Annotated in this window: 22 protein-coding genes, 1 tRNA gene and 1 pseudogene; 16 read left to right on the forward strand and 8 right to left on the reverse strand. The window is 33.6% G+C overall.

What is annotated here, in order from left to right:
• Position 1 precedes the first annotated feature (1 nt).
• Together L1276_RS23175 and L1276_RS23180 are read left to right on the forward strand one after the other, a co-directional pair.
• Positions 2 to 736, forward strand: a complete 735-nt coding sequence (locus tag L1276_RS23175) for a head GIN domain-containing protein (RefSeq protein ID WP_253791990.1) — start codon at positions 2 to 4, stop codon at positions 734 to 736.
• Between the two features lie 84 nt (positions 737 to 820).
• Positions 821 to 1681, forward strand: a complete 861-nt coding sequence (locus L1276_RS23180; RefSeq protein ID WP_253791992.1) for a GIN domain-containing protein — start codon at positions 821 to 823, stop codon at positions 1679 to 1681.
• A 121-nt stretch (positions 1682 to 1802) separates the two neighbouring features.
• On the opposite strand, the gene trxB is transcribed toward L1276_RS23180, so the two are convergent.
• On the reverse strand, positions 1803 to 2750 hold the full coding sequence (gene trxB / locus L1276_RS23185) for a thioredoxin-disulfide reductase (protein ID WP_253791994.1): 948 nt from the start codon (positions 2748 to 2750) through the stop codon (positions 1803 to 1805).
• 176 nt (positions 2751 to 2926) lie between these two features.
• Here trxB and L1276_RS23190 point away from each other — a divergent pair.
• A tRNA-Pro gene (locus tag L1276_RS23190) sits at positions 2927 to 3001 on the forward strand.
• Positions 3002 to 3204: 203 nt separating this feature from the next.
• Here the strand turns inward: L1276_RS23190 and L1276_RS23195 are convergent.
• Entirely contained in the window at positions 3205 to 5373 is a 2169-nt protein-coding gene (locus tag L1276_RS23195) for a glycoside hydrolase family 55 protein (RefSeq protein ID WP_253791997.1), read from the reverse strand.
• 223 nt (positions 5374 to 5596) lie between these two features.
• Between L1276_RS23195 and L1276_RS23200 the strand changes: the two are divergent.
• From L1276_RS23200 to L1276_RS23230, 7 genes and pseudogenes are all read left to right on the forward strand, one after another.
• Positions 5597 to 6002: pseudogene (locus tag L1276_RS23200) on the forward strand (septal ring lytic transglycosylase RlpA family protein).
• 218 nt (positions 6003 to 6220) lie between these two features.
• Entirely contained in the window at positions 6221 to 6988 is a 768-nt protein-coding gene (locus L1276_RS23205) for a ParA family protein (RefSeq protein ID WP_253791999.1), read from the forward strand.
• Between the two features lie 5 nt (positions 6989 to 6993).
• Complete coding sequence (locus L1276_RS23210; protein WP_253792001.1) at positions 6994 to 7902, forward strand: ParB/RepB/Spo0J family partition protein; 909 nt, start codon at positions 6994 to 6996, stop codon at positions 7900 to 7902.
• Positions 7902 to 8462, forward strand: coding sequence for a DUF5683 domain-containing protein (locus L1276_RS23215; protein ID WP_253792003.1), 561 nt, complete (start codon positions 7902 to 7904; stop codon positions 8460 to 8462). The genes L1276_RS23210 and L1276_RS23215 overlap by 1 nt, the downstream gene beginning before the upstream one ends.
• 40 nt (positions 8463 to 8502) lie before the next feature.
• Positions 8503 to 9204, forward strand: coding sequence for a 4-hydroxy-tetrahydrodipicolinate reductase (dapB, locus tag L1276_RS23220; protein WP_253792004.1), 702 nt, complete (start codon positions 8503 to 8505; stop codon positions 9202 to 9204).
• A 63-nt stretch (positions 9205 to 9267) separates the two neighbouring features.
• The gene (gene lepB / locus L1276_RS23225; RefSeq protein WP_253792005.1) at positions 9268 to 10821 is read left to right on the forward strand and encodes a signal peptidase I; all 1554 of its coding nucleotides are present in this window, start codon (positions 9268 to 9270) and stop codon (positions 10819 to 10821) included.
• Positions 10822 to 10915: 94 nt separating this feature from the next.
• Positions 10916 to 11530 carry a WbqC family protein gene (locus tag L1276_RS23230; protein WP_253792006.1) on the forward strand — a complete coding sequence of 205 codons (615 nt, stop codon included), beginning with the start codon at positions 10916 to 10918 and terminating at the stop codon, positions 11528 to 11530.
• A 74-nt stretch (positions 11531 to 11604) separates the two neighbouring features.
• On the opposite strand, the gene L1276_RS23235 is transcribed toward L1276_RS23230, so the two are convergent.
• The 6 genes from L1276_RS23235 to L1276_RS23260 form a co-directional block, all read right to left on the reverse strand.
• Positions 11605 to 12657 (reverse strand): endonuclease/exonuclease/phosphatase family protein, encoded by a 1053-nt coding sequence (locus tag L1276_RS23235; protein WP_253792007.1) that lies wholly within the window; start codon positions 12655 to 12657, stop codon positions 11605 to 11607.
• Between the two features lie 16 nt (positions 12658 to 12673).
• Positions 12674 to 13537 (reverse strand): rhomboid family intramembrane serine protease, encoded by an 864-nt coding sequence (locus tag L1276_RS23240; protein WP_253792008.1) that lies wholly within the window; start codon positions 13535 to 13537, stop codon positions 12674 to 12676.
• 44 nt (positions 13538 to 13581) lie between these two features.
• Positions 13582 to 14394, reverse strand: coding sequence for a rhomboid family intramembrane serine protease (locus L1276_RS23245; RefSeq protein WP_253792010.1), 813 nt, complete (start codon positions 14392 to 14394; stop codon positions 13582 to 13584).
• Positions 14391 to 16328 (reverse strand): DNA mismatch repair endonuclease MutL, encoded by a 1938-nt coding sequence (mutL, locus tag L1276_RS23250; RefSeq protein ID WP_253792013.1) that lies wholly within the window; start codon positions 16326 to 16328, stop codon positions 14391 to 14393. The genes L1276_RS23245 and mutL overlap by 4 nt, the downstream gene beginning before the upstream one ends.
• Before the next feature lie 161 nt (positions 16329 to 16489).
• A complete protein-coding gene (ribH, locus tag L1276_RS23255) occupies positions 16490 to 17062 on the reverse strand; it encodes a 6,7-dimethyl-8-ribityllumazine synthase (protein ID WP_253792015.1) in 573 nt (190 codons plus the stop codon).
• A gap of 96 nt (positions 17063 to 17158) precedes the next feature.
• A complete protein-coding gene (locus tag L1276_RS23260) occupies positions 17159 to 17938 on the reverse strand; it encodes a tetratricopeptide repeat protein (protein WP_253792016.1) in 780 nt (259 codons plus the stop codon).
• Positions 17939 to 18319: 381 nt separating this feature from the next.
• Here L1276_RS23260 and L1276_RS23265 point away from each other — a divergent pair, with 381 nt between their 5' ends.
• From L1276_RS23265 to L1276_RS23290, 6 genes are all read left to right on the forward strand, one after another.
• Positions 18320 to 19399, forward strand: a complete 1080-nt coding sequence (locus tag L1276_RS23265) for a DNA replication/repair protein RecF (RefSeq protein WP_253792017.1) — start codon at positions 18320 to 18322, stop codon at positions 19397 to 19399.
• A gap of 176 nt (positions 19400 to 19575) precedes the next feature.
• Positions 19576 to 20253, forward strand: coding sequence for a DUF2461 domain-containing protein (locus tag L1276_RS23270; RefSeq protein ID WP_253792018.1), 678 nt, complete (start codon positions 19576 to 19578; stop codon positions 20251 to 20253).
• A 148-nt stretch (positions 20254 to 20401) separates the two neighbouring features.
• Entirely contained in the window at positions 20402 to 21460 is a 1059-nt protein-coding gene (locus L1276_RS23275; protein ID WP_253792019.1) for a glycosyltransferase, read from the forward strand.
• A 168-nt stretch (positions 21461 to 21628) separates the two neighbouring features.
• The gene (locus L1276_RS23280; RefSeq protein WP_253792020.1) at positions 21629 to 22732 is read left to right on the forward strand and encodes a histidinol-phosphate transaminase; all 1104 of its coding nucleotides are present in this window, start codon (positions 21629 to 21631) and stop codon (positions 22730 to 22732) included.
• A gap of 174 nt (positions 22733 to 22906) precedes the next feature.
• Positions 22907 to 23920, forward strand: a complete 1014-nt coding sequence (murB, locus tag L1276_RS23285; RefSeq protein WP_253792021.1) for a UDP-N-acetylmuramate dehydrogenase — start codon at positions 22907 to 22909, stop codon at positions 23918 to 23920.
• A 72-nt stretch (positions 23921 to 23992) separates the two neighbouring features.
• Positions 23993 to 24607: an FMN-binding negative transcriptional regulator gene (locus tag L1276_RS23290; RefSeq protein WP_253792023.1), complete on the forward strand. Its 615-nt coding sequence runs from the start codon at positions 23993 to 23995 to the stop codon at positions 24605 to 24607.
• Positions 24608 to 24664 lie beyond the last annotated feature (57 nt).

Here is a 24664-nt window from a genome sequence, read left to right on the forward strand (position 1 = left end):
CATGATAAAAATAATCATTCATATCACCAAATTTGTTATTGCAACAATTACAGCATTACTTTTTGCTTCATGTAATTTAAACATGAATACAATTGAAGGAAGCGGCAACGTAACCACTGAAAAAAGAACAGTTCAGGGAGATTTTAAAAACGTTAAAGTAAGCAACGCCATAGATTTAGTTATAGAGCAGGGTGATAATTATGAAGTTGTTGTCGAAGCTGATGATAATCTTCAAAAAGATATAATTACAAAAGTTGAAAACGGAACATTAGTAATTAGATGCAAATTCAATTCTTTCCGTAATATTACCATGAAAAAGGTAACGGTAAAAATGCCGTCAATTGATAAAATAGAAGCTTCGAGCGCATCAACTGTTTTAGGCAAAAACCTGCTTCACGGAGAAAGTATAGAATTAGAAACATCGAGTGCAGCATCAATAAATGTAAATACTGAATTTGATACTGTATCTTGTCATGCAAGCAGCGGAAGCTCTATTGATATTAAAGGAAAAGCATTGAAAGTTAAAACTTCAGCATCAAGCGGTTCTTCTATTGAAGCCGGAAATTTATTTGCTAATGATGTAGATGCAGATGTTTCAAGCGGAGCAGTTACAAAAGTTCATCCAATCTTGAGCCTTAAAGCCGAGGCAAGCAGCGGCGGGAATATTAATTATGACAATGTTCCAAAAACAATTGACAAAACTGCAAGTTCAGGAGGAAGCGTCAATCAAAGCTAATACCTTTAAGTGTTAAATATAAAAGAAATCATTCATCAAAAGTGGATGATTTTTTTATATTTGCTAAAATCAAATCTAGAATTAATGAAAAAAAATACAGCACTACTACTTTTACTTTTAGTTACAACATTAACTTTTGCTCAAAAAAGAGAGAAAGTAAAAGGATCAAAAATTGTAACTACATCTATTAAAGAAGTAGGAAGTTTTGATGCACTCGAAATCGATGATAACTTAGAGGTTTATCTTGAAAAGGGAGAAAAAAATGAAATGAAAATTGAAGCCGATGACAATCTTCACGAAATCATCTCGATGGATTTAAGAGACAAAACGCTTCGTTTATATACAGCTAAAGAAAGTACTATTTTTAAAAAGCTTTCGGTTAAAATCACCTATACAAGTTCTTTAAAAAAGGTAATTGCAAAAAATGATGCTGTAATTTATGCGATTCAGGAAGTGCAGTTAGATGACATTACTTTTAATAGTGTAGATTATTCTAAGTTATATCTGAATGTAAATTCAAAAAAATTCAATTTAATTGCAGATGACAAATCAAAAACAGAATTAAACTTAAAAACAGAAGACGGAAGCTTACAGTTAAGCAAAAATGCTTCTATTAAAACATTGGTTTCTGCCATTAAATTTAAATGTGATTTGTACCAAAAAGCCAATGCAACTATTGAAGGAATTGCAGAAAAAGCCACTATTCGTTTAGACAACAATTCGGTTTTTACAGGAACAAAGTTTACTTTAAAAGATGCGAATTTAACAACAGAAGGCTCTTCCATTGCCACTATTTTATCTGAAACCACTATAGCAATTGCAGCTGGAGACAAGTCTGAAGTTTCATTATTTGGTGATCCGAAAATAGAACTTACACGCTTTAGCGAAGAAGCAAAACTGATTAAAAAACCAGGCGCAGTAAAGGCAAAAACAACGACATTGTAAACTTTTAAAACTATTAGAATCTAAAAGGTAATATAACGAAAAAGTCCCATTTTAATAAAATGGGACTTTTTTCATATTTATTGTTTTCATGTTCAGCAGCATCAAAACTAAAACTTTAAGTTTATTCCTTAGAAGCTAGATATCTTTCAGCATCAAGCGCAGCCATACATCCTGTTCCGGCAGCAGTAATTGCCTGACGGTACACATGATCTGCAGCATCTCCAGCTACAAAAACACCTTCTACATTTGTTTTAGATGTTCCTGGAGTATTTATGATATATCCTGTTTCGTCAAGGATGATATAATCTTTAAAAATATCTGTATTTGGTTTGTGACCAATTGCTACGAAAAATCCGGTTGCAGGAATTTCGATAACTTCTCCTGTAGTTTTATTTAATGCTTTAATAGCATGTACTACATTGTTATCTCCCAAAACTTCAACAGTATCGTGATTCATTAAGATCTCGATATTTTCAGTTTTGCGAACGCGTTCTTCCATAATCTTAGAAGCTCTGAATTTTTCGCTTCTTACTAACATCGTTACTTTTTTACAAAGTTTAGATAAGTAATGTGCTTCTTCACAAGCAGAATCCCCAGCTCCAACAATCACTACTTCTTGGTTACGGTAGAAAAATCCATCACATACAGCACAGGCAGAAACTCCTCCTCCCATATTTAAATAGTGCTGTTCTGACGGTAATCCTAAATATTTAGCCGAAGCACCTGTAGAAATAATTACAGTTTCGCAGTGTAATTCGATTGAATCATTAATCCAAACCTTATGAATTCCACCCGAAAAATCAACTTTTGTAGCCCAGCCATCACGAATATCAGCACCAAAACGTTTTGCTTGTTCTTGTAACTGTACCATCATTTCTGGTCCTGTAACACCATCAACATAACCCGGAAAATTTTCTACTTCATTTGTTGTCGTTAACTGACCTCCAGGCTGCATTCCTTGGTATAAAACCGGATTCATGTTTGCTCTGGCAGCATAAATAGCGGCAGTGTATCCTGCAGGGCCAGAACCTATAATAAGGCATTTAATTTTTTCGATTGTATCTGACATAATGTGTATTGTTTTTTTGTGATGCAAATGTAAACTTTATTATAAAAAATAACGCCGAAAATAAATCTGAAATAGCTATGTTGAAATAAGTTTTATTTATTTTCATTTTTTCCTTTTACAAATCAAATTTATTTATATCTTTGCATCCGCTTTCGGGCAGTACAGCAAAACATCTTCGGGGTGTAGCGTAGCCCGGTTATCGCGCCTGCTTTGGGAGCAGGAGGCCGCAGGTTCGAATCCTGCCACCCCGACAAAAGTCTTTTCATTTACTTGAAAAGACTTTTTTTTTTGCAATAACTCAACTGACATTAGAACAGTTATCTCATCCCGATTAAAATCGGAAAGACAGGTTCTCCCGAAAGCTTTGGTGAAAATCGCAGCCTATGTTGAAAAAGAAAACCTCTGAAGACAATCTATCTTCAGAGGTTTTCTTTTCAAAATAACTATATCCTATTTATTTTTCCATATCAATATACGCAGGATATGATTCTCTATTGGGTAAAATAAATTCTTCATCATAAGCCTGTGCACCTTCTCCATTATTATATAAAGACACACGTTTTACACCGGTTGCTGTACTTCCCCCTGTACCATTAATAACATTTTGAATATTCCCTGAACCTGCAAAACGAGTAATACACATTTTTTCGAGTTTCACATTCGGGTTGTTAGGTACTTCAAATGCATTTTTCTTATTCACCTTATCATCTGTTCCTGTAAAAACTGCATAAGACCCCATTCCTATAGTATGATGTTCTTTTACAGTGTTAGCTACTTTAAATGCAGCATAACCATCAACCTTACCTCCCTGACTACTCCAGCTTGATTGGTTTGGCGCATCGTAAGGCGGTTCGTTTTGAAAGAAATAAGTCCTGCCTCGTTCTCCCAGCCATAAAACTTCATACTCTTGATAGTGTTCTGTAAAAAGAGCATAAAGCGTAACATCATTACCAGCAACTATAAGTCCATTTTTGCATCTGTCTCTCAGCCAGCGTGCATTGCCGCCTTTCTGCGAACCATGATCGGCGCGCCATAACCAGAAATGATCACCCACAACATTGTTACTATTTATCTGCATAGAAGCCTCAATCTGAATGTTTTTTGACTGAACTCCTCCAACTCTGCAAGTAATATCTGCAAGTAAAAGAGGGTCTGAAGCATGATCTGCATTTGCTCCTTCATTACCAATTCGAACCTGATAAGTTGTACTATTAAATGAATCCATAAGAAGTCCTGCAATAACAATTCCGTCCTTATCATCAGCATAAATACATCCCCAAGTATTTTTTTCAGCAGGCTCCAGCGTTACAGAAGCTATACCAGCTCCCAATAATATCGCTCCTTTCCTATTCACCTGAATAGGAGCACTTAATGAGTAATGTCCTGGAGTAAAAAACACATTTTTACCCGCTTTTAATGCATTATTAATTTCTATATCAGTATCGCCTTCTTTTGCTACAAACCATTGTGTAAGCAAATCCTGAATTTTACCTTTTCCCATATCTTTTGATGACCAAGAAACTCCCACTCTGTCTTTTTGCCAAGCCGGAACAAATACTTTGTATTCACCATCATCATCTATAAAAAGAAAAGGCTTTTCTCTAATAATAGGTGTGGCCGGAACTGGAGAATTAGCTTCATCTGCTTGCGGAGGATTAACACATCCCTGCCAAACCATATTATAAGAACCTCCCATTGCTCCTGAACCCGAAGGAAAAACAGTATTTCTGGTATACCATTGCTGTTGTCCGCCCCAATTGGGCCTGGATGATATATAATGCGTGTCGGCAATAAAACCGCCGCTTCCCCAAAAGTTATTGCTTCCAACATCTGAAATATATTTCGAAGTATCGTCAATCAATAGTCTCCTTGCACTGGTTGACTGAGAAACGGTCCAGGCAAAATCACGCATCACTTCTACATTTTCCATAGAACGCCAAAAGGTACAAGTCGCATTCGCTCCACCCGAAAGATGGGGCCTTGTAAAAACAGAACCTAATTTAACATCTGAAGGCACTTTACCTAAACCTCCAATATGAGAATAGAAACCCAGCTCTATGGAGTTTGCCTCTGCTGCTGATGCAGAACCTGATCCACCTGAATCGTAAGTTTGTTTATTAATATTTGCCTTAAAATAATAAGCCTGACGTTTTGTTGTCCATTCTCCATCTGCTCCGCCCAAACCAATAGATCGAAATTGCGAATTAATTTCATTTCGTGCCGTTTCTGCTTTTTCGTATTTTCTATCATAGAAATACATGTTATCGCCAAAAATTTGATTTTCGAGCGAAATTATCACAACTGCAGATCCACGAGTAATCTTATAATAATTTTCATATTTATCTGCATTTGGCTTATTATCTGTAAATATCAATTTAGAAGTCGAGCCCAAAGCTGCGAAATTTGTCGCCATACGACTGCCTCCTCTGGTAATTACATAATTTCCGGAAGAACCAAAAGCAGACCACGATAAGGTTATGCTGTGTTTCTTTTTATTATAAACAATTTTGCTTTCCGTTTTTTTCTCCTGTATTTTTTGGTCAAAAGAAAAAGGTGAAACAAAACTGCATAGAATCAGCATAAACACAAATGCTCTAAATACTGAAATCACTTTTTTACTCATAAGAATGTTCATTTTTGTGGTTTGATAGTTTGCAATAATGATTGTTTTTAAGAAGCCCAAAATAGCAATAATCTTTAACCTGAATGTTCATTTTTGGTTTCGATTTTCTCATCAAAAACTATACAAAGCCTGAATTTTGGCTTTTAATAACATAAATAAACCGTCTGCAATATGTTCATTTTTTCAAAATAGATTTTTTTTGCCCTTCTACAAAAATTAAAAAATGAAAAAGGTAATTCTATTTATAGCTTTTGCGGTTTCCACGACAGTTCTTTCACAAGAACCTCCTGCTTCTGCAAATACTGATGTCGATGTCATAAATGAAGAACAGAACTATTACAAAAAAGACGCTCATGCTTCTTATTATCATGACAAATTTAATGGCAGAAAAACTGCAAGCGGAAGAAAATTCAACAACAACGATCTAACTGCAGCACATAAAAAACTTCCGTTTGGCACGATAGTAAAAGTAACAAATGAAGCAAATAACAAATTTGTAATTGGAGGTCACAGACAGAGGACCTTTTGTTAAAGGAAGAGAAATTGATCTAAGTAAAAGAGCGTTTATGAATATTGCTTCTAATAAAAAAAGCGGCTTAGTTTATGTTACTATAGAAATTTTAAAATAAGACCTTTTCTACAAGGCAAAATCAGATTACTCTCTTTTTACAGAAGCAATACCAAATAAATGAATCCAAATTTATCGACAATTCTATTCATAACTAAAATTATTTTGTTCCCAAGACGCGTGAAACCACGATTAAACAAAGTTTCTTAAATGTTAACAAAATAGATTTTCAAAAACCATAAATAATTGTATTTTTACGGTTCAAAATTCAGAAAATAAATGGGCAAAATCATTGCTATTGCTAATCAAAAAGGAGGCGTTGGAAAGACTACTACATCAGTAAATCTTGCAGCCTCATTAGGTGTTTTAGAGAAAAAAGTATTATTAATCGACGCTGATCCTCAGGCCAATGCTACATCTGGTCTTGGAATTGACGTAGAAACAGTTGAAGTTGGAACTTATCAAATTCTAGAACATACTGTAACACCAAAAGAAGCCATTTTAAAATGTACAGCTCCAAATGTTGACGTGATACCGGCTCACATTGACCTTGTTGCTATCGAAATTGAATTGGTTGACAAAGAAAACCGTGAGTATATGCTTAAAAAAGCATTAGAAGAAGCAAAGCAAGAATATGATTTTATCATTATCGACTGCGCGCCATCTCTAGGCTTGTTAACCCTGAACGCTCTAACAGCTGCAGATTCTGTAGTTATTCCCATTCAGTGCGAATATTTTGCTCTTGAGGGATTAGGAAAATTATTGAACACTATTAAGAGTATTCAAAAAATACACAACCCGGATCTTGATATTGAAGGTTTATTATTAACAATGTATGATTCTAGACTACGTCTATCTAATCAGGTTGTGGAAGAGGTTCAAAAACACTTTAACGATATGGTTTTTGATACCGTAATTCAGCGAAATGTAAAATTAAGTGAGGCTCCGAGTTTTGGAGAAAGTATCATTAATTATGATGCAACAAGCAAAGGTGCCGTAAACTATATTAATTTAGCTCAAGAAATTATAAAGAAAAACAGTAAATAGTTTTTATGACAAAAGCAATTAAAAAACAAGCCTTAGGAAGAGGATTATCAGCATTATTAAAAGATCCGGAAAACGACATTAAATCCGTAGAAGACAAAAATGCTGATAAGGTTGTTGGAAATATTATTGAGCTTGAAATAAGTGCTATCGAAATAAATCCGTTTCAGCCGAGAAGCAATTTTAATGAAGAATCATTGCGTGAGTTAGCCACTTCTATTAAAGAACTTGGTGTGATTCAACCTATTACTGTTCGAAAATTAGATTTCAATAAATATCAGTTAATTTCAGGAGAACGTCGTTTACGTGCTTCTACCTTAATTGGTTTAACTCATGTTCCTGCTTACATTCGTATTGCTAATGACAATGAGTCATTAGTTATGGCATTAGTTGAAAACATTCAGCGTCATGACTTAGATCCAATTGAGATTGCCCTTTCTTATCAGCGTTTAATTGATGAAATTCAATTAACACAAGAGCAGATGAGTGAGCGCGTTGGAAAAAAACGTTCTACAATTTCTAACTACTTACGTCTTTTAAAACTAGATCCGATTATCCAGACAGGTATTCGTGACGGATTTATCAGTATGGGTCATGGTCGTGCGATCATCAACATTGAAGATTTAGATGTTCAAACCGATATTTACCAAAAAATCGTAAGCCAGAACTTATCAGTTCGTGAAACCGAAGCGTTAGTTAAAAACTATCACGAAGGTCAAATGCCAAAAGAAGAAGGAGAAGGAAAAGCTAAACCTGATTCTGCATTTGTAGTCAGAGAAACACAAAAAAATACTTTCAATGATTATTTTGGTTCGAAAGTTGATATAAAAGTCGCAGGCAACGGAAAAGGAAAAATCACAATTCCATTTAGTTCTGAAGCCGACTTTAATCGAATTATAAAATTAATAAACGGATAGTGAATAAAATTGTCCCCATAAGTTTATTGTTCTTTTTCTTAGGAACCGTCTCTCTTTTTGCTCAGGTAAAAGAAGAAACGGTTTTGGTCGCTAAAGACAGTACTACCTTAGAAGAAATAGACCCGCTTACACCTGCAAAAGCAGCTTTCTATTCTGCTATTTTACCTGGTTTAGGACAGGCATACAATAAAAAATACTGGAAAATTCCTTTAGTTTATGGAGCTATTGGTACAAGTTTATACTTCTATATAGACAACAATAACAAATATCGTGATTATCGAAATGCCTACAAACGAAGGCTAGAAGGCTACAATGATGATAAATTTGAATATCTGGACGACAGCCGACTTGTTGCCGGTCAGAAATTTTACCAAAGAAACAGAGATCTTTCTGCTTTATTTGTTGTTGGTTTTTATGTTTTAAATATCATTGACGCCAACGTAGATGCTGCTTTGATTCAATTCAATGTAAACGAAAGACTATCTATGCGTCCGGAAATTTACCCCAACGATGTAACATTTAAACCAAATGTTGGACTAACTTTTAATTATCGCTTTTAAATAGAAAACATCTGTTTAAAAAATCACAAATACATACAAAATGAAAATTGCGCTTTTAGGATACGGAAAAATGGGTAAAGTAATTGAAAGAATTGCTTTAGAAAGAGGTCATGAAATAGTTTTAAAGAAAGATGAACTCAATACTTATGACGGCCTTTCAACAGCCGATGTTGCCATTGATTTCAGCGTTCCATCTGCAGCAGTAAGTAATATTTCTGCATCTTTTAATGCTAATGTTCCTGTCGTTTCAGGAACAACAGGATGGCTGGAACATTACGATGAAATGATTGCACTTTGTAACGATAAAAAAGGAGGATTTATATCGAGCTCAAATTTCAGTTTAGGAGTAAATATTTTCTTCGAATTAAACGAATACTTAGCCAAAATCATGAATCAATTTGATTCGTATAAAGTTTCTATGGAAGAGATTCATCACATACACAAACTTGATGCTCCGAGCGGTACAGCAATTTCTTTAGCACAAGGTGTAATTCAGAACAGCAATTATGCTGAATGGACTTTAGAAGAAGCAAAAAACAATCAAATACACATTGAAACCAAAAGGATTGGTGAAGTTCCAGGTACTCATACCGTAAACTACGATTCAGTTATTGACAGCATCGAAATCAAGCATACAGCTCATAATCGTGAAGGTTTTGCTCTTGGCGCTGTTATCGCTGCAGAGTGGCTTGCTGGAAAACAAGGGGTTTTCACTATGAAAGATGTATTAAACTTACAATAAATTGACTACAGTTCTGGATTAAACAACTATAAATCCTGAATTTGAAACTTAAAATACAATATTATGACACTTTACTCTTGGTTCGTATTTTTCTTAGCTGTTCAAATAATTCATTTCATTGGTACATGGAAATTGTATCAGGCAGCAGGAAGAAAAAGCTGGGAAGCAGCAATTCCGGTATATAATTCAATTGTTTTAATGAAGATCATCAAACGTCCAACATGGTGGACTTTGTTGCTTTTTATTCCAATTATTAACCTAATTATGTTTCCGGTAGTTTGGGTTGAAACGCTTAGAACTTTTGGTAAAAAATCGACTTTAGATACTATTTTAGGAATTTTCACTCTTGGTTTTTACATCTATTATGTAAATTATACTCAGAAATTAGCATACAATGCCGACAGAAAATTAACTCCTGAAAACAAAACAGCAGATACTGTAAGTTCACTGCTTTTTGCCATTATTGTAGCAACTTTAGTGCATACTTACGTAATCCAGCCTTATACTATTCCTACTTCTTCATTAGAAAAATCGCTTTTAATAGGTGACTTCTTGTTTGTAAGTAAATTAAATTATGGTCCAAGAGTACCAATGACAACGGTTGCATTACCAATGGTGCATGACTCTATTCCGTTAACAAAGAAAAAATCATATTTAAGCTGGCCTCAATTGCCTTATTTTAGGCTTCCGGCTTTCGAAAAAATAAAACGAAATGACATTGTTGTTTTCAACTGGCCGGTAGATACGGTACATTATTTCTACGAACCAAAAGGAAAACCGGGTGTTATAAAACCAATCGACAAGAAATCAAACTACGTTAAAAGATGTGTTGGTGTTCCTGGTGACAGTTTATCAATCAAAGACGGATTTGTATTCATCAACGGCAAAAAACTTGTTTTACCTGAAAGAGCAAAACCTCAATATTCGTATTCTGTGGCTTTAGACGGAAAAACTTCAATTGATTTTGAATCTTTATTTAAAGAATTAGATATTACTGATCCTGCAGGCTTCAGAACAGAAAAAAGAGACACTCTTTATTTTAGAGCATTAACAGAAGCGGGAGCTGAACGTTTAAAAAATACTCCGGGCGTTACAGCTGTAAAAAGAGAAATTGACAACGGAAATGATAACGCCATTTTCCCTCACATTAACAAATGGAGTCAGGATAATTTTGGTCCAATATATATTCCTGAGGCAGGAAAAACGGTTGCTTTAACAAATGAATCTTTACCATTTTACAAAGAAATCATTACCAACTATGAAGGAAACACTTTAGAATTAAAAGGTTCTAAATTCTTAATAAACGGCAAAGAGACAAATACATATACCTTCAAACAAAACTATTATTGGATGATGGGAGACAATCGTCACAACTCTGAAGATAGTCGCTATTGGGGTTATGTTCCAGAAAACCATATCGTAGGAAAACCCGTTTTCATCTGGATGAGCTGGGATACTAATGGAAAAGGCATCAACAAAATCCGCTGGAACAGAGTATTTACAACTGTTGACGGCGAAGGACAGCCTCAATCGTATTTCAAATATTTCTTAATCATTCTAGCTCTTTACTTCGTTGGAGAATTCTTCTGGAAAAAGAGAAAACAAAATAAAGCATAATTAAAAAAAAGTTATTTTTGTATCAGGTTTCAATTTTCAGGTTCACAAAAACATGAAAATTGAAACCTGAAACTTTTAAACAAAACCATAAATAATGAATTCCTTATTACTTCCTACCTATTTTCCGTCAATCAGCCACTTTGCAGTTATGGCTCAATCTGAAAATATCACTTTTGAAATGGAAGATAATTTTCAGAAACAGACTAATAGAAACCGAACATATATCTATAGCCCAAATGGAATTCAATTATTAAATATTCCTGTTAAGCATTCCAAATCTGCCCATCAAAAAACAAAAGATGTTTTGATCGAAAATGAATTTGACTGGCAGAAACAGCATTTTAAATCACTAGAAGCAGCTTATAGAAGTTCGCCTTTTTTTGAGTTTTTTGAAGATGATATAGCCCCTGTTTTCGAAAAGAAACATACTTTTCTTATGGACTTAAATCTGGAAGTTTTAAACATTCTGACAAAATGCTTAAGAATGAAATTGGAGTTTGGAAAAACTACTGAGTATTTTCATGAAGTAGAAAATGTTTCAGATTTCAGATATTTGACCAACGGAAAAAAGGATCAAAATTCATTCGAAAAATATACTCAGGTTTTTGATGACAAACATGGATTCATCAACAATTTAAGTGTTTTGGATTTGCTTTTTAACGAAGGGAAATTTGCAATGGATTATTTAAAAACTCAAAAAATAATATAATTTATAAGTTAAGAATTATGAGTTTTTAGTTGTAAGTTTTATTTTATTTTCAACATCTAACTTTTAACTTTCTGCTAAAACTGATCTATAGAAAGTCTTGTCATTATGGGGTAATGATCTGAATTTTCAAAATCAGAAAAGCTTTCGAATTGTTTTACTTTCATTTTAGTATCAGTAAAAATATAGTCAATTCTTGCAGGGTAATATTTAAACTTATATGTTGCCCCAAAGCCTTCTCCGGCTTCCTCAAATGCATCTTTGAGTTTCCCTTTAATACTTCGATAAACGTACGAAAACGGGCTGTTATTCATGTCTCCGCAAATAATAATAGGATATTTACACTTTTTAATGTGTTCTTTAAAAATTTCAGCTTGTTCTTGCTGCTGTGTAAATCCTTTACTAATTCTGCCATAAATACGCTGTGATTTCTTTTGGTTAACGTTATCAATATCGTCCGAAATTTCACTTACGTCAGGCGATATTTTAATAGACTGCAGGTGCATATTATAAACACGAATAATGTCTTTTCCTCGTTTTATATCAGCATAAACCACATTATTATCTGATTTAGGAAAAACAATTTTTCCTTCGTCAATAATAGGAAATTTTGAAAAAATAGCCTGCCCCGTTTTTATCTGTTTTCCATCAATAAAAATATAACGATGCGGATATACTTTTAAATCTAAATGAGCCGAGTTTGAATACTCCTGAATACACAAAATATCCGGATCCTTTTCATCTATAAATGCTTTGATATTCTCCGGAATATCATCGCGGTCGAGCCATTTAAAAACATTAAACAAACGAACATTATAACTCATTACTGAGAAATCTTTTTCATCCTTTATATATTCCTTAGCCGAGAATTTATAAAACTTACTGATAAAAGTAATTCCGGTTAATAAAACCAAACCAGACAAAATAAGGCGTTTTTTAAACTGAATTGCCCAGTAAACAAAGAACAACCCATTTGCAACAAAAAAGGCCGGCATAAACAGCGTAAGCACCGATAAAAGCGGAAAACTCTTAGGTGCTAAAAAAGGCAAAACATAGACGCTAAATGTAAGTACAGTCAGCACTATATTCAAAAAGAACATTATTTTATTAAACCACGAAAGGTTTCTCATAGTATTCTGCTAAGGATTATTTTCCAGCTTTAAACAAAAACTCTTTTTCTTCTTTTGTCAGACAATCATACCCTGACTGGCTGATTTTGTCTAAAATCTCATCAATTTGTTGCTGCGTTTTGTCTTTCGTGACAATTTTTGATGTCGTTTTTTCTGTAGGTTTATTATAATTCTTATGAACTTTTGTAAATGGGGTCGTTGGAGATTTTCTAAAAAGATTAGCAAAAAAATCTAATACTCTAGAAACAACGATACTTAAATCTGTTCCGTTTTGAAGCAGTTTAATAAAGACAAAACCAAAGAAAGCTCCGGCTAAATGAGAAATATGACCTCCCATATTATCTAAACGAAACTGCATTAAGTCTAAAACTAAAATTACACCAGTAATATGCCAAAGCTTAACATTTCCGAATAAAAATAATCGAACATTCATTAAAGGCTGATAAGTAGTTGCTGCAACTAAAATTGCCATTATTGCAGCCGATGCTCCAACTATAGACGCTGAAGTTCCTAAAACATAAAAACTTAAAGCAAACACAATTCCCGAAAAAATAGCACCTAAAATATACAATCCTAAGTATTGTTTTTGAGTGAAGAAAGTCAGGAACAAATTACTGGCAAAGTTTAAAACCAGCATATTAAACAGTAAATGCATGAATCCGAAATGAAAAAATGCATATGTTAAAAACGTCCAGGGTTTAAACATAAAAACCTGAGGATCTGATGACAGAGCCAGCCAGTTTGGAAAAATAAAACCTCCGTTAGAAAATTGATAGAAAAAAACTAAAGAAATAAGAAAACAGGCAATATTCCAATAAATAACACGCAAAGCGATACCGCCTAATTTATATTGAAGTTTTAAATCGTCAAGGATATTCATAAAGTCTTTTTTGGTTCTTAAAATTAATTAATTAAAGTTAAAAATTAATTCCAACGGTTATTGTTAAACTGATTTTTTTTCCAATATAACATCATTAAAAAACCTGCAATTGCGCCGCCAATATGTGCAAAGTGAGCAATTCCTGTTCCACCGCTTCCAAACAAAGAACTGCCTTTAAACCCTAGAAATAAATCAATCGCTAAAATTCCGGGAACAAAATACTTTGCTTTAATAGGAACCGGAATAAACATTAAGGCTAACTGTGCATTAGGAAACATAAAAGCAAAAGCCGTTAACAAACCATAAATTGCACCAGAAGCACCAAGAACCGGCGATTGTACAATACCGCTTGCTTGTGCTAACGCATTAAATTGTTCCTGAGTACAATGCACTCTATTTAAAATAGCAGATACCTCATTTTGCATCATCCTACCATTAGAATCAAATAAAGACTGATAATCAGCATTTAAAATTACATGGAGATCAGCTTTTGATAAATTTAAAGAAGAAACAGAATCTAAAAAAGACTGCAATTGTAAATAATTCACTCCTGTATGAAGTAAAGCAGCACCTAATCCGCATGAAATATAGAAAAACAAAAATTTCTTTCCTCCCCAAAAATGTTCTAATGCAGATCCAAAGCTGTACAATGCAAACATATTAAATAAAATATGAGCAAAGTTTGGCAATTTAGCATGCATAAACATATGTGTAATGATCTGCCAAATCCTAAAATTATCGCTTTCCGGATAATACAGCATTAAATAATCATATGAAATTGGCACTAATTGCGAACCAATAAAAAATATAATATTAATAATTAGCAGTTGCTTAACTACTGGAGTCATATTCATCATAAGGCAAACTTTTTATCTATATCTTCAACACGCATGGTGATAAAGGTAGGTTTTTGAAAAGGTGAAATATTAGGATCTTTACAAGCAAACAAACCGTTTACTAAATTATCTTGTTCTTTCTCGGTTAAATAAGATCCTGTTCTAACCGCTAAACTTTTTGCCATCGACTTGGCAATTGTATCATTTTGACTGTAACTGCTGGCCGGAATTCCGTCTTGCAGATCACTTAGCAATTGTTCGATTACCAGAGAGACTTCACTTTCGGTAATATTTACCGGAATTCCCGAAATGACAATATGATCTGTTTTTGCTTCTTCAAATACGAATCCGGTTGTTTCTAAGGACGGTTTTAATTCTTCGATCAATTTCATTTCTGAAGAAGAATAAAATAAATCCAACGGAAAAAGTAATTGCTGGCTGGAAGCCTGATTTACGGTCATATTTAATAAAAACTGCTCATACAAAATACGCTGGTGCGCACGATGCTGATCAACTATTACCATTCCGGATTTTATTGGCGAAACAATATATTTTTTATGTATTTGATATGTTTTCTGACTTGCTTGTTCTACCTCATCATCATTAAATAAAGAAGACGTTACTTCTTCATTTTCGAATATAAACGGTGAACTTTCGATAGTTTCAGGATTCTCTGTATCTAAACCTACATATAAACTTTCCCAGGTTGCCGTTGGTTCTACTCTTTTTGAATAACCCGAATAAGATGCGCCTGAACCCGATCCAGAAGAGAAAGAAGAGGAACCAGAACTGTAACCAGAACCAGATCCTGAACCTGCTTTTGTATAATGCTGATTGGTTTTATCATCTGTAAAAGGATTAAAAGTTCCATCAACCTGAATTGTGGGCACTTCTGCCTCAACATCTTTATAATGATATGGTGTATCTAAATTTGAATCTCTATCAAAATCTAAAACTGGTGCAACATTAAACTGCCCTAAACTATGCTTAATCGAAGCTCTCAAAATAGCATATAAAGCCTGCTCATCATCAAACTTAATTTCTGTTTTAGTTGGATGGATATTGATATCTATTGTATTTGGCGGTACTTGCAAATACAAAAAATAACTTGGCTGCGAACCATCTTTTAAAAGTCCATCGTAAGCCGCCATAACCGCATGATGCAAGTAACCGCTTTTTATAAAACGATCGTTCACAAAAAAGAACTGTTCTCCCCTGTTTTTCTTAGCAAATTCAGGTTTACAAACAAATCCTTGTATACTAATAATCTCAGTATCTTCATTTACAGGAACCAGTTTTTCATTGGTTTTACCGGACATAATTCCCACAATTCGCTGACGATATCCTGAAGCGGGAAGATTGTACAACTCACTTCCGTTATGATAAAAGCTAAAGTGAATGTTGGGATGTGCTAATGCCACACGCTGAAATTCATCCATTACATGACGAAATTCAACCGTATCCGATTTTAAGAAGTTACGACGAGCCGGAATATTAAAAAACAGGTTTTTAACCGCAAATGAGGTTCCTTTGGGCAGAACAGCAACTTCCTGCGAAACAAATTTACTTCCTTCAATTATAATATGAGTTCCTAATTCATCCTGTTCTTGTTTGGTTTTCATTTCCATGTGCGCAATCGCAGCGATAGAAGCCAAAGCTTCTCCGCGAAAACCTTTGGTTCCAAGTGAAAATAAATCTTCTGCCTGACGAATTTTTGAAGTAGCATGGCGTGCAAAACACAAACGCGCATCAGTAACTGTCATTCCAACCCCGTTATCAATAACCTGAACTAATGATTTGCCGGCATCTTTTATAATCAATTTGATATCAGTTGCCTTTGCATCTACAGCATTTTCTAACAGCTCTTTTACAACAGAAGCTGGTCTTTGAACCACTTCTCCTGCAGCAATTTGGTTAGCAACGTGATCAGGAAGTAATTGAATAATACTCGACATTAAGCAAAAATAGTTTTAAGGTTTAGGGTTTAAATTAGAAACCAAGAAGCACAAATTTAGTGAATTTCTATTGGCTTTTTTAATATCAACAATCATAAAAAAAACAAAAACCTATACTATTGACACAGTATAGGTTTTAATATCTTTAAAACAATTGTGCTTTATTCTTTCTCGATTTTTATAGGTGTTTTTTCAATTTGAAGCGCGCCCGAAGATAATAACGGCTGGTTAAATGGGTGCGAAATAGAAGCCTGCTGACGAATATATGCCATTTTTATTGCTGCAATTGCAGCTTCGGTTCCTTTGTTTCCGTGAACACCGCCGCTTCTGTCAATAGATTGCTGCATATTGTTATCTGTTAAAACACAAAAGATAACCGGAATATCAGTTTGAACGTTCAAATCTTTAATTCCCTGAGTAACGCCTTCACACACAAAATCAAAATGTTTTGTTTGCCCCTGAATTACACATCCAATAACAATAACTGCATCTACATTTTGTGTTTGCAGCATTTTTTTTGCGCCGTAAATTAACTCAAAACTCCCTGGAACATTCCAGCGGATAATTTGTTGTGCAGGAACATCACAATCAATTAAGGCTTCAAAAGCGCCACTATAAAGCCCTTCTGTTATAACATCGTTCCATTCAGAAACAACAATCCCAAATCGAAAGTCTTTCGCATTTGGGATTGTGTTTTTATCGTATTCTGATAAATTTTTATTTTCGGTAGCCATCTTTAATATTTTAGATTTTAGTCCCGAAGTTTCGGGATAGATTTCAGATTGTAAAAATACAAATCTAAAATATAAAATCTTAACTCTGCAATAATATTATTGTGCTAATCCAATCAATGCATCTACAGAAGCTGCTTCTGGAGTTGTATCGAAGTTATCTTTAATATCGTTTAAATATTTTAAAGCATCTTCTTTTTGACCTAAAGCCAATGCCGTTTTAGCCGCTTTTAATAAGAAACGAGGTGTAGTAAAATCATTTTTGTTTGATTCAGCTGCTTTTACATAATAGCTTAAAGCTTCTTTTTGATTATTTTTTTGAGAGTAAGCATCTCCAATAGCTCCTTTTGCTAAAGCACCTAAAATCAAATCATCTGATTTAAAATTCTCTAAATACTTAATAGCATCGTCAAATTTACCTGTATTTAAGTATGACATACCAGCATAGTAATTTGCTAAATTTCCAGCATCAGTTCCAGAATATTCGTCAGCAATTTTCACAAATCCAAATTTACCTTCAGATCCGTTTAATGCTAATTTATATAATGAATCACTTGCTACACCGTTAACTGCTTTGTCAAAGTTTTGCTGCGCAACAAACATTTCGTTTGCAGCTTCGTCTTGTTTAGGAGCTTCAATAAATTTTTGGTAAGCCAAATATCCAATAGTAGCAACTGCAATACCAGCAACTAAACCAATAATGATTTTTTGATTTTTAGCAACCCAATCCTCAGTTCTTGAAGCAGTTTCATCTAATTTAGAAAAAACACCAGCTGTTGTGCTGTCTTTTTCGTCAATTACTACCTGTTGTTCTTCAGTTACTTCTTTAACTTCCTTCTCTTTCGGTGCTTTATATCCTCTTTTATTGTAAGTAGCCATTTAAAATTAATTTAGTGAACGGCAAAAATAAAATTTTTATTGAAACTGAGGTAAAAAAAATCAAAATTATCACTATTTTAAAACAAATATTTTTAATAATGCTAACTCCTTTCGCATCAGCAGTAAAATAAATCAACTTGAAACATCGCAAAAGCCCTTTATATCGATAAAATTAGATAATTTTACATCTTCAAATTGTTGATGATTTCAAATACTACTTTTATGAGCTAAAACTTAGTTTTAGCCGCAGATTTAGCAGATTAACACAGATTAAAAGGCTCAGCAAAAAATCTTTCTAATCATTTTAATCTGTGGCAGACAAAAAAATCCAAAGAATTTATTACAAACCATCAAATTTTTCCTTTTAGAGTCTCTTAAAAAATGCATTTAAACAAACTTTCTTTATTCAATTATAAAAATTTCGCCGAAGCCAGTTTTGATTTCGACATTAAGATCAATTGTTTTGTTGGAAAAAACGGAATTGGAAAAACCAATGTACTGGATGCCATTTATCATCTAGCTTACGGAAAAAGCTATTTCAACCCGCTTGCGGTTCAAAATATCAAACACGGGGAAGAGTTTTTTGTAATTGATGCCGAATTAGAAAAAAACGAAAGAACAGAACAAGTTGTGTGCAGTTTAAAAAAAGGACAAAAGAAGGTTTTAAAAAGAAACGGAAAAGCATACGACAAATTTTCAGATCATATTGGGTTTATACCGCTGGTAATTATTTCGCCGGCTGATCGTGATTTAATTGTAGAAGGAAGCGAAACGCGCCGTAAATTTATGGACAGCGTTATTTCGCAATTAGATTCGACCTATCTGCATCAGCTTATACAATATCAAAAAGTAATTGTACAGCGAAATGCACTTTTAAAATATTTTGCACTCAATCATACTTTCGACAATGACACCTTATCTATATATAATGAGCAGCTGAATGAATTTGGAAAATCGATTTTTGAAAAAAGAAAAGATTTTCTGGAACAGTTTATACCTATATTTAATGTACATCATCAAGCCATAACAGGCTCTGAAGAATCTGTGCAATTGGTTTATGAAAGTCATTTGTTTGAAAAAGATTTATTAATGCTTTTACAGGAAAATATAAACAAAGACCGAGCGCTTCATTATACAACCTCAGGAATTCATAAAGACGATTTGTCTTTTGAAATTGATTCGCATCCCATAAAAAAATTCGGATCACAGGGACAGCAGAAATCTTTTTTGATTGCGTTGAAACTGGCGCAATTTGAATTTTTGAAAAAGCAAAGCGGCGTAAAACCTATTTTATTATTTGATGATATTTTTGATAAACTGGACGAAACACGTGTCGCTAAAATTGTAGAAATGGTGAACAGCGAAACCTTTGGCCAGCTTTTTATTTCTGACACACATCCGGAAAGAACAGAAGCGATCGTAAAATCAACACATCAGAGTTATAAAATATTTAATTTATAAAGTTTTTTTTGCCACTAATTACACGAATTTATTTTTAGGACTTAACTTTGACAAAGTTTAAAACTTTGTCAAAGTTGAGCGATAACCAATTAAAAAATTAGTGTAAATTCGTGAAATTCGTGGCGAACTAAATCATTAAATTAGCCCAAACATTAACTGCAATAAAAAAACTGATTATGCTGACTAAAGAATCATTGCAATTTTTAGACGATTTAAAAAAGAACAATAATAGAGACTGGTTTCAGGACAATAAAAAACGTTACGAAGTTTTTAAAAAAGATTATCATCAATTGGTAAGTGATTTTCTGGACGCTATGAAACCCCTTGACCCTTCATTAGAATTATTAGAAATCAAAAATTGTACTTTTAGAATTAATCGAGACATTCGTTTTTCTAAAGATAAATCTCCTTATAAAGCGCATTTGGGCGTTTGGATGTCCGCTGGCGCAAAAGGCGCGAATCGTTCCGGATATTATGTTCATATTGAAAAAGGCGCAAGTTTTATCGCCGGCGGATTTTACTCTCCCGAAGCAGAAGATTTAAAAAAAGTTCGAAAAGAGATTGCATTTTTTCACGATGATTTAGAAGAAATTTTAAACAATAAAGATTTCAAAAAAGAATTTGGAAGTTTAGACATAAACGAAAGCAATTCTCTAAAAAGTATGCCGCGAGGTTACGAAAAAGATCATCCTGCAATTGAGTTTTTAAAACTAAAAAGCTTTACAGCTACTCAAAAATATGACATATCTGAAGTAACCCAGAAAGATTTCGTTTCTAAAATGAGTAAAAAACTGATTGCTCTAAAGCCTTTGAATGATTTTATAAACCGCGCTTTAGATACTGAAGAATTTTAGTTTTATTTGCCACAGATTTCACAGATTAAAATGATTTGTAGTTGAAGCTGACACGAATTGGCACTAATTTAATTAGTGGAAATTCGTATAATTAGTGGCAAAAAAATCACTTTAATCATTTTAATCTGTGGCAAAAAACAATACTTAAATGAAAAGAAAAATACTTTTTCTTGGAGAATCTTACCGTGCCGATGCTATAACCTGGATGAAAGGGTTGAAACAATTTGGCGGTTTTGAAATTATTACCTGGGAACTTCAAACTCCTAGTAATTCAAAACTCAACAGACTTAAACGTATTTTAGAATATTTCTTCGCTCCTGTTTCTATTAGAAAAATAATCCGGAATGAAAAACCAGATATGGTTATTGCCGAAAGAACTACAAGTTACGGATTCCTTGCCGCTTTATCCGGCTCTAAAACAATTGCCATTGCACAGCAAGGCAGAACAGATTTATGGCCCGAAGGTTCTGTTTTATATCCTTTTAAAAAATTCATTCAGAAATATGCTTTCAAAAAAGCGCATTTAATTCATGCTTGGGGACCTGTCATGACAATTCACATGAAAGCAATCGGCGTTGATATGAGTAAAGTTTTGGTCGTTCCAAAAGGGATTGATTTATCTCTTTTTACTCCTTCAATAAATAATTCAAATAAAATTGAAGCGATTGTAACGCGTTCTTTACAGCCGGAATACCGTCATGATTCTATTTTAAAAGCATTTGGTATTTTACATCAAAAGGGAATCAATTTTTCTCTTACGATTGTTGGAGACGGAACCAGATTGAATTTTTTAAAAGATTTAGCCAAAGAACTCCAAATCGAAAATAAAGTAATTTTTACAGGCAGAATCCCAAATACGGAACTTCCTAAATTACTGCAGCAATCCAATATTTATATCAGCATGCCAATTACGGAAGGTGTTTCAGCATCTTTATTTGAAGCTATGGCTTGCAATTGTTACCCCGTAGTTTCGGACATTCCCGGAAATCAAAGCTGGATCACGCATCGTGAAAATGGACAATTAATTGAAATTGACAATGTCGAAATGCTGGCAGATGAATTGATTTGGTCTTTTCAAAATACTGAGTCTCGAAATAAAGCTGTTTTAAGAAATAGGGAATTTGTAGAGAAAAATGCGAATTATGATAGTAATATGAAGGTTATCGCTGATCGATATCATGAGTTGCTGGATTCTCGAAATAACTAACCTAAAATTCAGCCGCAGATTATTAAGATTAAGCAGATTCCAACCAATCTGTGTAAATCTGTGGCAAAAAACGTTGTGTCATTGTGGTAAAAACTACATCGTAACTTTTCTTCAATATCAACGACATATTATTAAAAATAGAAGTGTCTAACTTAATTCTTAAATAATATGAGCAATAGAAGAAACTGGTTAAAACAAATAGGTTTAGGTGCAATAGGATTAAGCTTTACTTCCTTTGAAACATTTGCAAATCCATCAGCAGAAAATTATGTTTCTTTAAGTTCAGACCAATCTCCCATATTATTACGATCCAATGAAAATCCTTATGGTCCTTCTCCACTCGCCCGCGCTGTCATGCAAAAAAGCATCAATAACAGTAATCGATACGGCTGGGATCTTTCTGGAGAATTAATTTCTTTTATTGCAAAAAAGAATACTGTTTCAGATCATAATATATTATTAGGTGCCGGTTCAACTGAAATTTTAGATTTGGTTCTTCAATATACTGCTTTAAAAAAGGGCAATTTTATAATTGCCGAAACCACCTTCAACTATTGGACATTTCCTTCTGAAAAATTAGGACTCAAAAAAATTACGGTTCCGTTAACCGCAGATAAAAAACATGATTTAACAGCAATGTTAAAAGCAATTGATTCAGATACAAAAATGATTTATATCTGTAATCCCAATAACCCAACAGGCACAATATGCGATTACGAACAATTAGTTTCTTTTGTAAAAGAAGCTTCTAAAAATGTACTTGTTTTTGTAGACGAAGCTTATATCGATTTCACAAAAGAAAAATCACTAAGCAGTCTTGTAGTTGAAAATAAAAATTTAATTATCACGAAAACTTTTTCAAAAATGTACGGCTTAGCAGGGGCGCGTCTAGGTTATGCAATTGCAGCTTCATCAACAATTGATGAACTCAGCGCTTTAAAATCCTCCCCCAATTTATCTGTAAGCTCAATATCGACAGCTGCCGCTCTGGCTTCATTAAATGACGACAAATTTATTCAGCAAGTATATACTGCAAATGAAGAAGTCAAAAAATATACCATTGACCAGCTTACCAAATTAAATTTAACCTGTATTCCATCTCACTCGAACTTCATCTATTTTTCTTTGGATAATTACAAAAAAGACTTTTTTAATCAATTAGAAAATCACAACATACAGGGAACGAAAATCTATGAAGAAAACGGAAAATGGACCAGAATTACCATTGGCACAATGAAAGAAATGCAGCAATTTATTCAAGCTATAAAGTAACAATCCTAAAAATCCTGTAACAGTTTTAGAATTAACCCATTTCAATAAATCTTTTCAATCTGTGTTAATCTGTGGTAAAAAAACTTAACAAACTTTGCGCAAACTTTGTGTCTTTGCAGTAAAACCAAAAATTATAATCCTTACTTTTGAACTCTGATTAAAAAGCTTTTATTTATGGAAATCCAATCCAATTTTTCTTTAAAAAACTACAATACTTTTGGCATTGAAGCCAAAGCCAAACAATTCGCAGCAGTACACTCTGTCGAAGAATTGAAAACCATTTTAAAAGAAAATAAAAACGAGAAAAAATTCATTCTTGGCGGCGGAAGCAACATGCTTTTGACTAAAGATATAGATGCATTGGTTATTCATATTGATTTAAAAGGCAAAAAAATAATTAAAGAAGATGATGATTTTGTCTGGGTAGAAAGTCAGGCTGGTGAAACGTGGCATGATTTTGTTCTTTGGACAATCGATAACAGCTTTGGCGGATTAGAAAATATGTCTTTAATTCCCGGGAATGTTGGCACAACTCCCGTTCAGAATATTGGAGCTTACGGAACTGAAATTAAAGATACTTTTGTTTCTTGTGAAGCTTTGAATATCGAAACGCAGGAAACTAAAACTTTTACCAATATTGAATGTAATTTCGGATATCGTGAAAGTATTTTTAAGAATGAAGTAAAAGATCAATTCATTATTACTTCGGTTATTTATAAATTAACAAAACGCAATCATAAAATAAATACATCTTACGGAGATATTTTAGCTGAATTAGCTAAAAACAATATTACAGAACCTACTTTAAAAGAGGTAAGCAATGCTGTAATTGCCATCAGACAAAGTAAACTTCCAGATCCGAAAGAACTTGGAAACAGCGGCAGTTTCTTTAAGAATCCTATTTTACTGAAATCTGATTTTGATAAAATCCATCAAAAATTCCCTGAAATGAAGTTTTACGAAGTTTCAGAAACCGAAGTAAAAGTTCCCGCAGGCTGGCTGATTGAACAAGCCGGATTTAAAGGAAAACGTTTTGGCGATGCCGGAGTTCATAAAAATCAAGCTTTGGTTTTGGTAAATTATGGAAATGCAACTGGTCAGGAAATTTTAGCCGTTTCGAAAGAAGTTCAAAAAACCGTTTTTGAAACTTTTGGAATTCATATTGAAGCAGAAGTGAATGTGATTTAAAACACAAATTTCACTAATTGGCACAAATTTAATTCGTGGAAATTTGTGAAATTCGCAGTAAATATTAACAATATGTACACACCAGATTTATATAAAAATGAAGATCAGGAAGAAATCAGGGCTTTTTTGAAAGAAAATAGTTTTGGAATCCTGATCAATCAGACTAACGGAAAATTATCTGCAACACATATCCCCATGGAATTGGGAATTAATGCCGATGGAAAAGAAATTCTGGAAGGCCATATTTCGAAACTGAATCCGCAGTCTGAAGGTTTTGCAGCAAACGATCAGGTTTTGGCTGTTTTTTCTGGTCCGCATAGTTATATTTCTTCTTCCTGGTACGATCATGAAAATGTACCTACCTGGAATTACATAGCCGTACATGTTTATGGACGAATCAAGATTGTTGATTACGATACTTCTGTAGAACAGCTAAAAAAGTTAGTTGACAAATACGAAGCAAACTCCAGAAACCCGGTTCGTGTTGAAAATTTATCTTCAAAAACAATGCGCGAAGCCAGAGGAATTTTTGGTCTTGAAATTGAAATTGATGAGATTCAGGCCACAAAAAAACTTTCTCAAAACCGCGACGACCACAATTATAAAAATATAATTTCGGAATTGGAAAAAACCGAAAACCCTCAGTCTATTGCTGTTGCAAAAGAAATGTCAAAATGCCGAAAGTAAATTGGCTTTAATCATTGAAAATTAGTAATTCATAACTACATTTGTTCTCGCAAAAAT

The organism is Flavobacterium sp. HSC-32F16 (assembly GCF_024171645.1).
In the GTDB taxonomy this organism is placed as follows: Bacteria; Bacteroidota; Bacteroidia; order Flavobacteriales; family Flavobacteriaceae; genus Flavobacterium.

Excerpts from the sequence above, each read along its gene's own strand:
- L1276_RS23195 (WP_253791997.1), bottom strand. The coding sequence starts at position 5,373 with ATGAGTAAAAAAGTGATTTCAGTATTTAGAGCATTTGTGTTTATGCTG.
- ribH (WP_253792015.1), bottom strand. The coding sequence starts at position 17,062 with ATGGCTACCGAAAATAAAAATTTATCAGAATACGATAAAAACACAATC.
- L1276_RS23210 (WP_253792001.1), top strand. The coding sequence starts at position 6,994 with ATGACAAAAGCAATTAAAAAACAAGCCTTAGGAAGAGGATTATCAGCA.
- L1276_RS23245 (WP_253792010.1), bottom strand. The coding sequence starts at position 14,394 with ATGATGAATATGACTCCAGTAGTTAAGCAACTGCTAATTATTAATATT.
- L1276_RS23240 (WP_253792008.1), bottom strand. The coding sequence starts at position 13,537 with ATGAATATCCTTGACGATTTAAAACTTCAATATAAATTAGGCGGTATC.
- L1276_RS23265 (WP_253792017.1), top strand. The coding sequence starts at position 18,320 with ATGCATTTAAACAAACTTTCTTTATTCAATTATAAAAATTTCGCCGAA.
- mutL (WP_253792013.1), bottom strand. The coding sequence starts at position 16,328 with ATGTCGAGTATTATTCAATTACTTCCTGATCACGTTGCTAACCAAATT.
- L1276_RS23290 (WP_253792023.1), top strand. The coding sequence starts at position 23,993 with ATGTACACACCAGATTTATATAAAAATGAAGATCAGGAAGAAATCAGG.
- L1276_RS23235 (WP_253792007.1), bottom strand. The coding sequence starts at position 12,657 with ATGAGAAACCTTTCGTGGTTTAATAAAATAATGTTCTTTTTGAATATA.
- L1276_RS23175 (WP_253791990.1), top strand. The coding sequence starts at position 2 with ATGATAAAAATAATCATTCATATCACCAAATTTGTTATTGCAACAATT.
- murB (WP_253792021.1), top strand. The coding sequence starts at position 22,907 with ATGGAAATCCAATCCAATTTTTCTTTAAAAAACTACAATACTTTTGGC.
- L1276_RS23270 (WP_253792018.1), top strand. The coding sequence starts at position 19,576 with ATGCTGACTAAAGAATCATTGCAATTTTTAGACGATTTAAAAAAGAAC.
- trxB (WP_253791994.1), bottom strand. The coding sequence starts at position 2,750 with ATGTCAGATACAATCGAAAAAATTAAATGCCTTATTATAGGTTCTGGC.
- L1276_RS23280 (WP_253792020.1), top strand. The coding sequence starts at position 21,629 with ATGAGCAATAGAAGAAACTGGTTAAAACAAATAGGTTTAGGTGCAATA.
- L1276_RS23180 (WP_253791992.1), top strand. The coding sequence starts at position 821 with ATGAAAAAAAATACAGCACTACTACTTTTACTTTTAGTTACAACATTA.
- dapB (WP_253792004.1), top strand. The coding sequence starts at position 8,503 with ATGAAAATTGCGCTTTTAGGATACGGAAAAATGGGTAAAGTAATTGAA.
- L1276_RS23230 (WP_253792006.1), top strand. The coding sequence starts at position 10,916 with ATGAATTCCTTATTACTTCCTACCTATTTTCCGTCAATCAGCCACTTT.
- L1276_RS23260 (WP_253792016.1), bottom strand. The coding sequence starts at position 17,938 with ATGGCTACTTACAATAAAAGAGGATATAAAGCACCGAAAGAGAAGGAA.
- L1276_RS23275 (WP_253792019.1), top strand. The coding sequence starts at position 20,402 with ATGAAAAGAAAAATACTTTTTCTTGGAGAATCTTACCGTGCCGATGCT.
- L1276_RS23205 (WP_253791999.1), top strand. The coding sequence starts at position 6,221 with ATGGGCAAAATCATTGCTATTGCTAATCAAAAAGGAGGCGTTGGAAAG.
- lepB (WP_253792005.1), top strand. The coding sequence starts at position 9,268 with ATGACACTTTACTCTTGGTTCGTATTTTTCTTAGCTGTTCAAATAATT.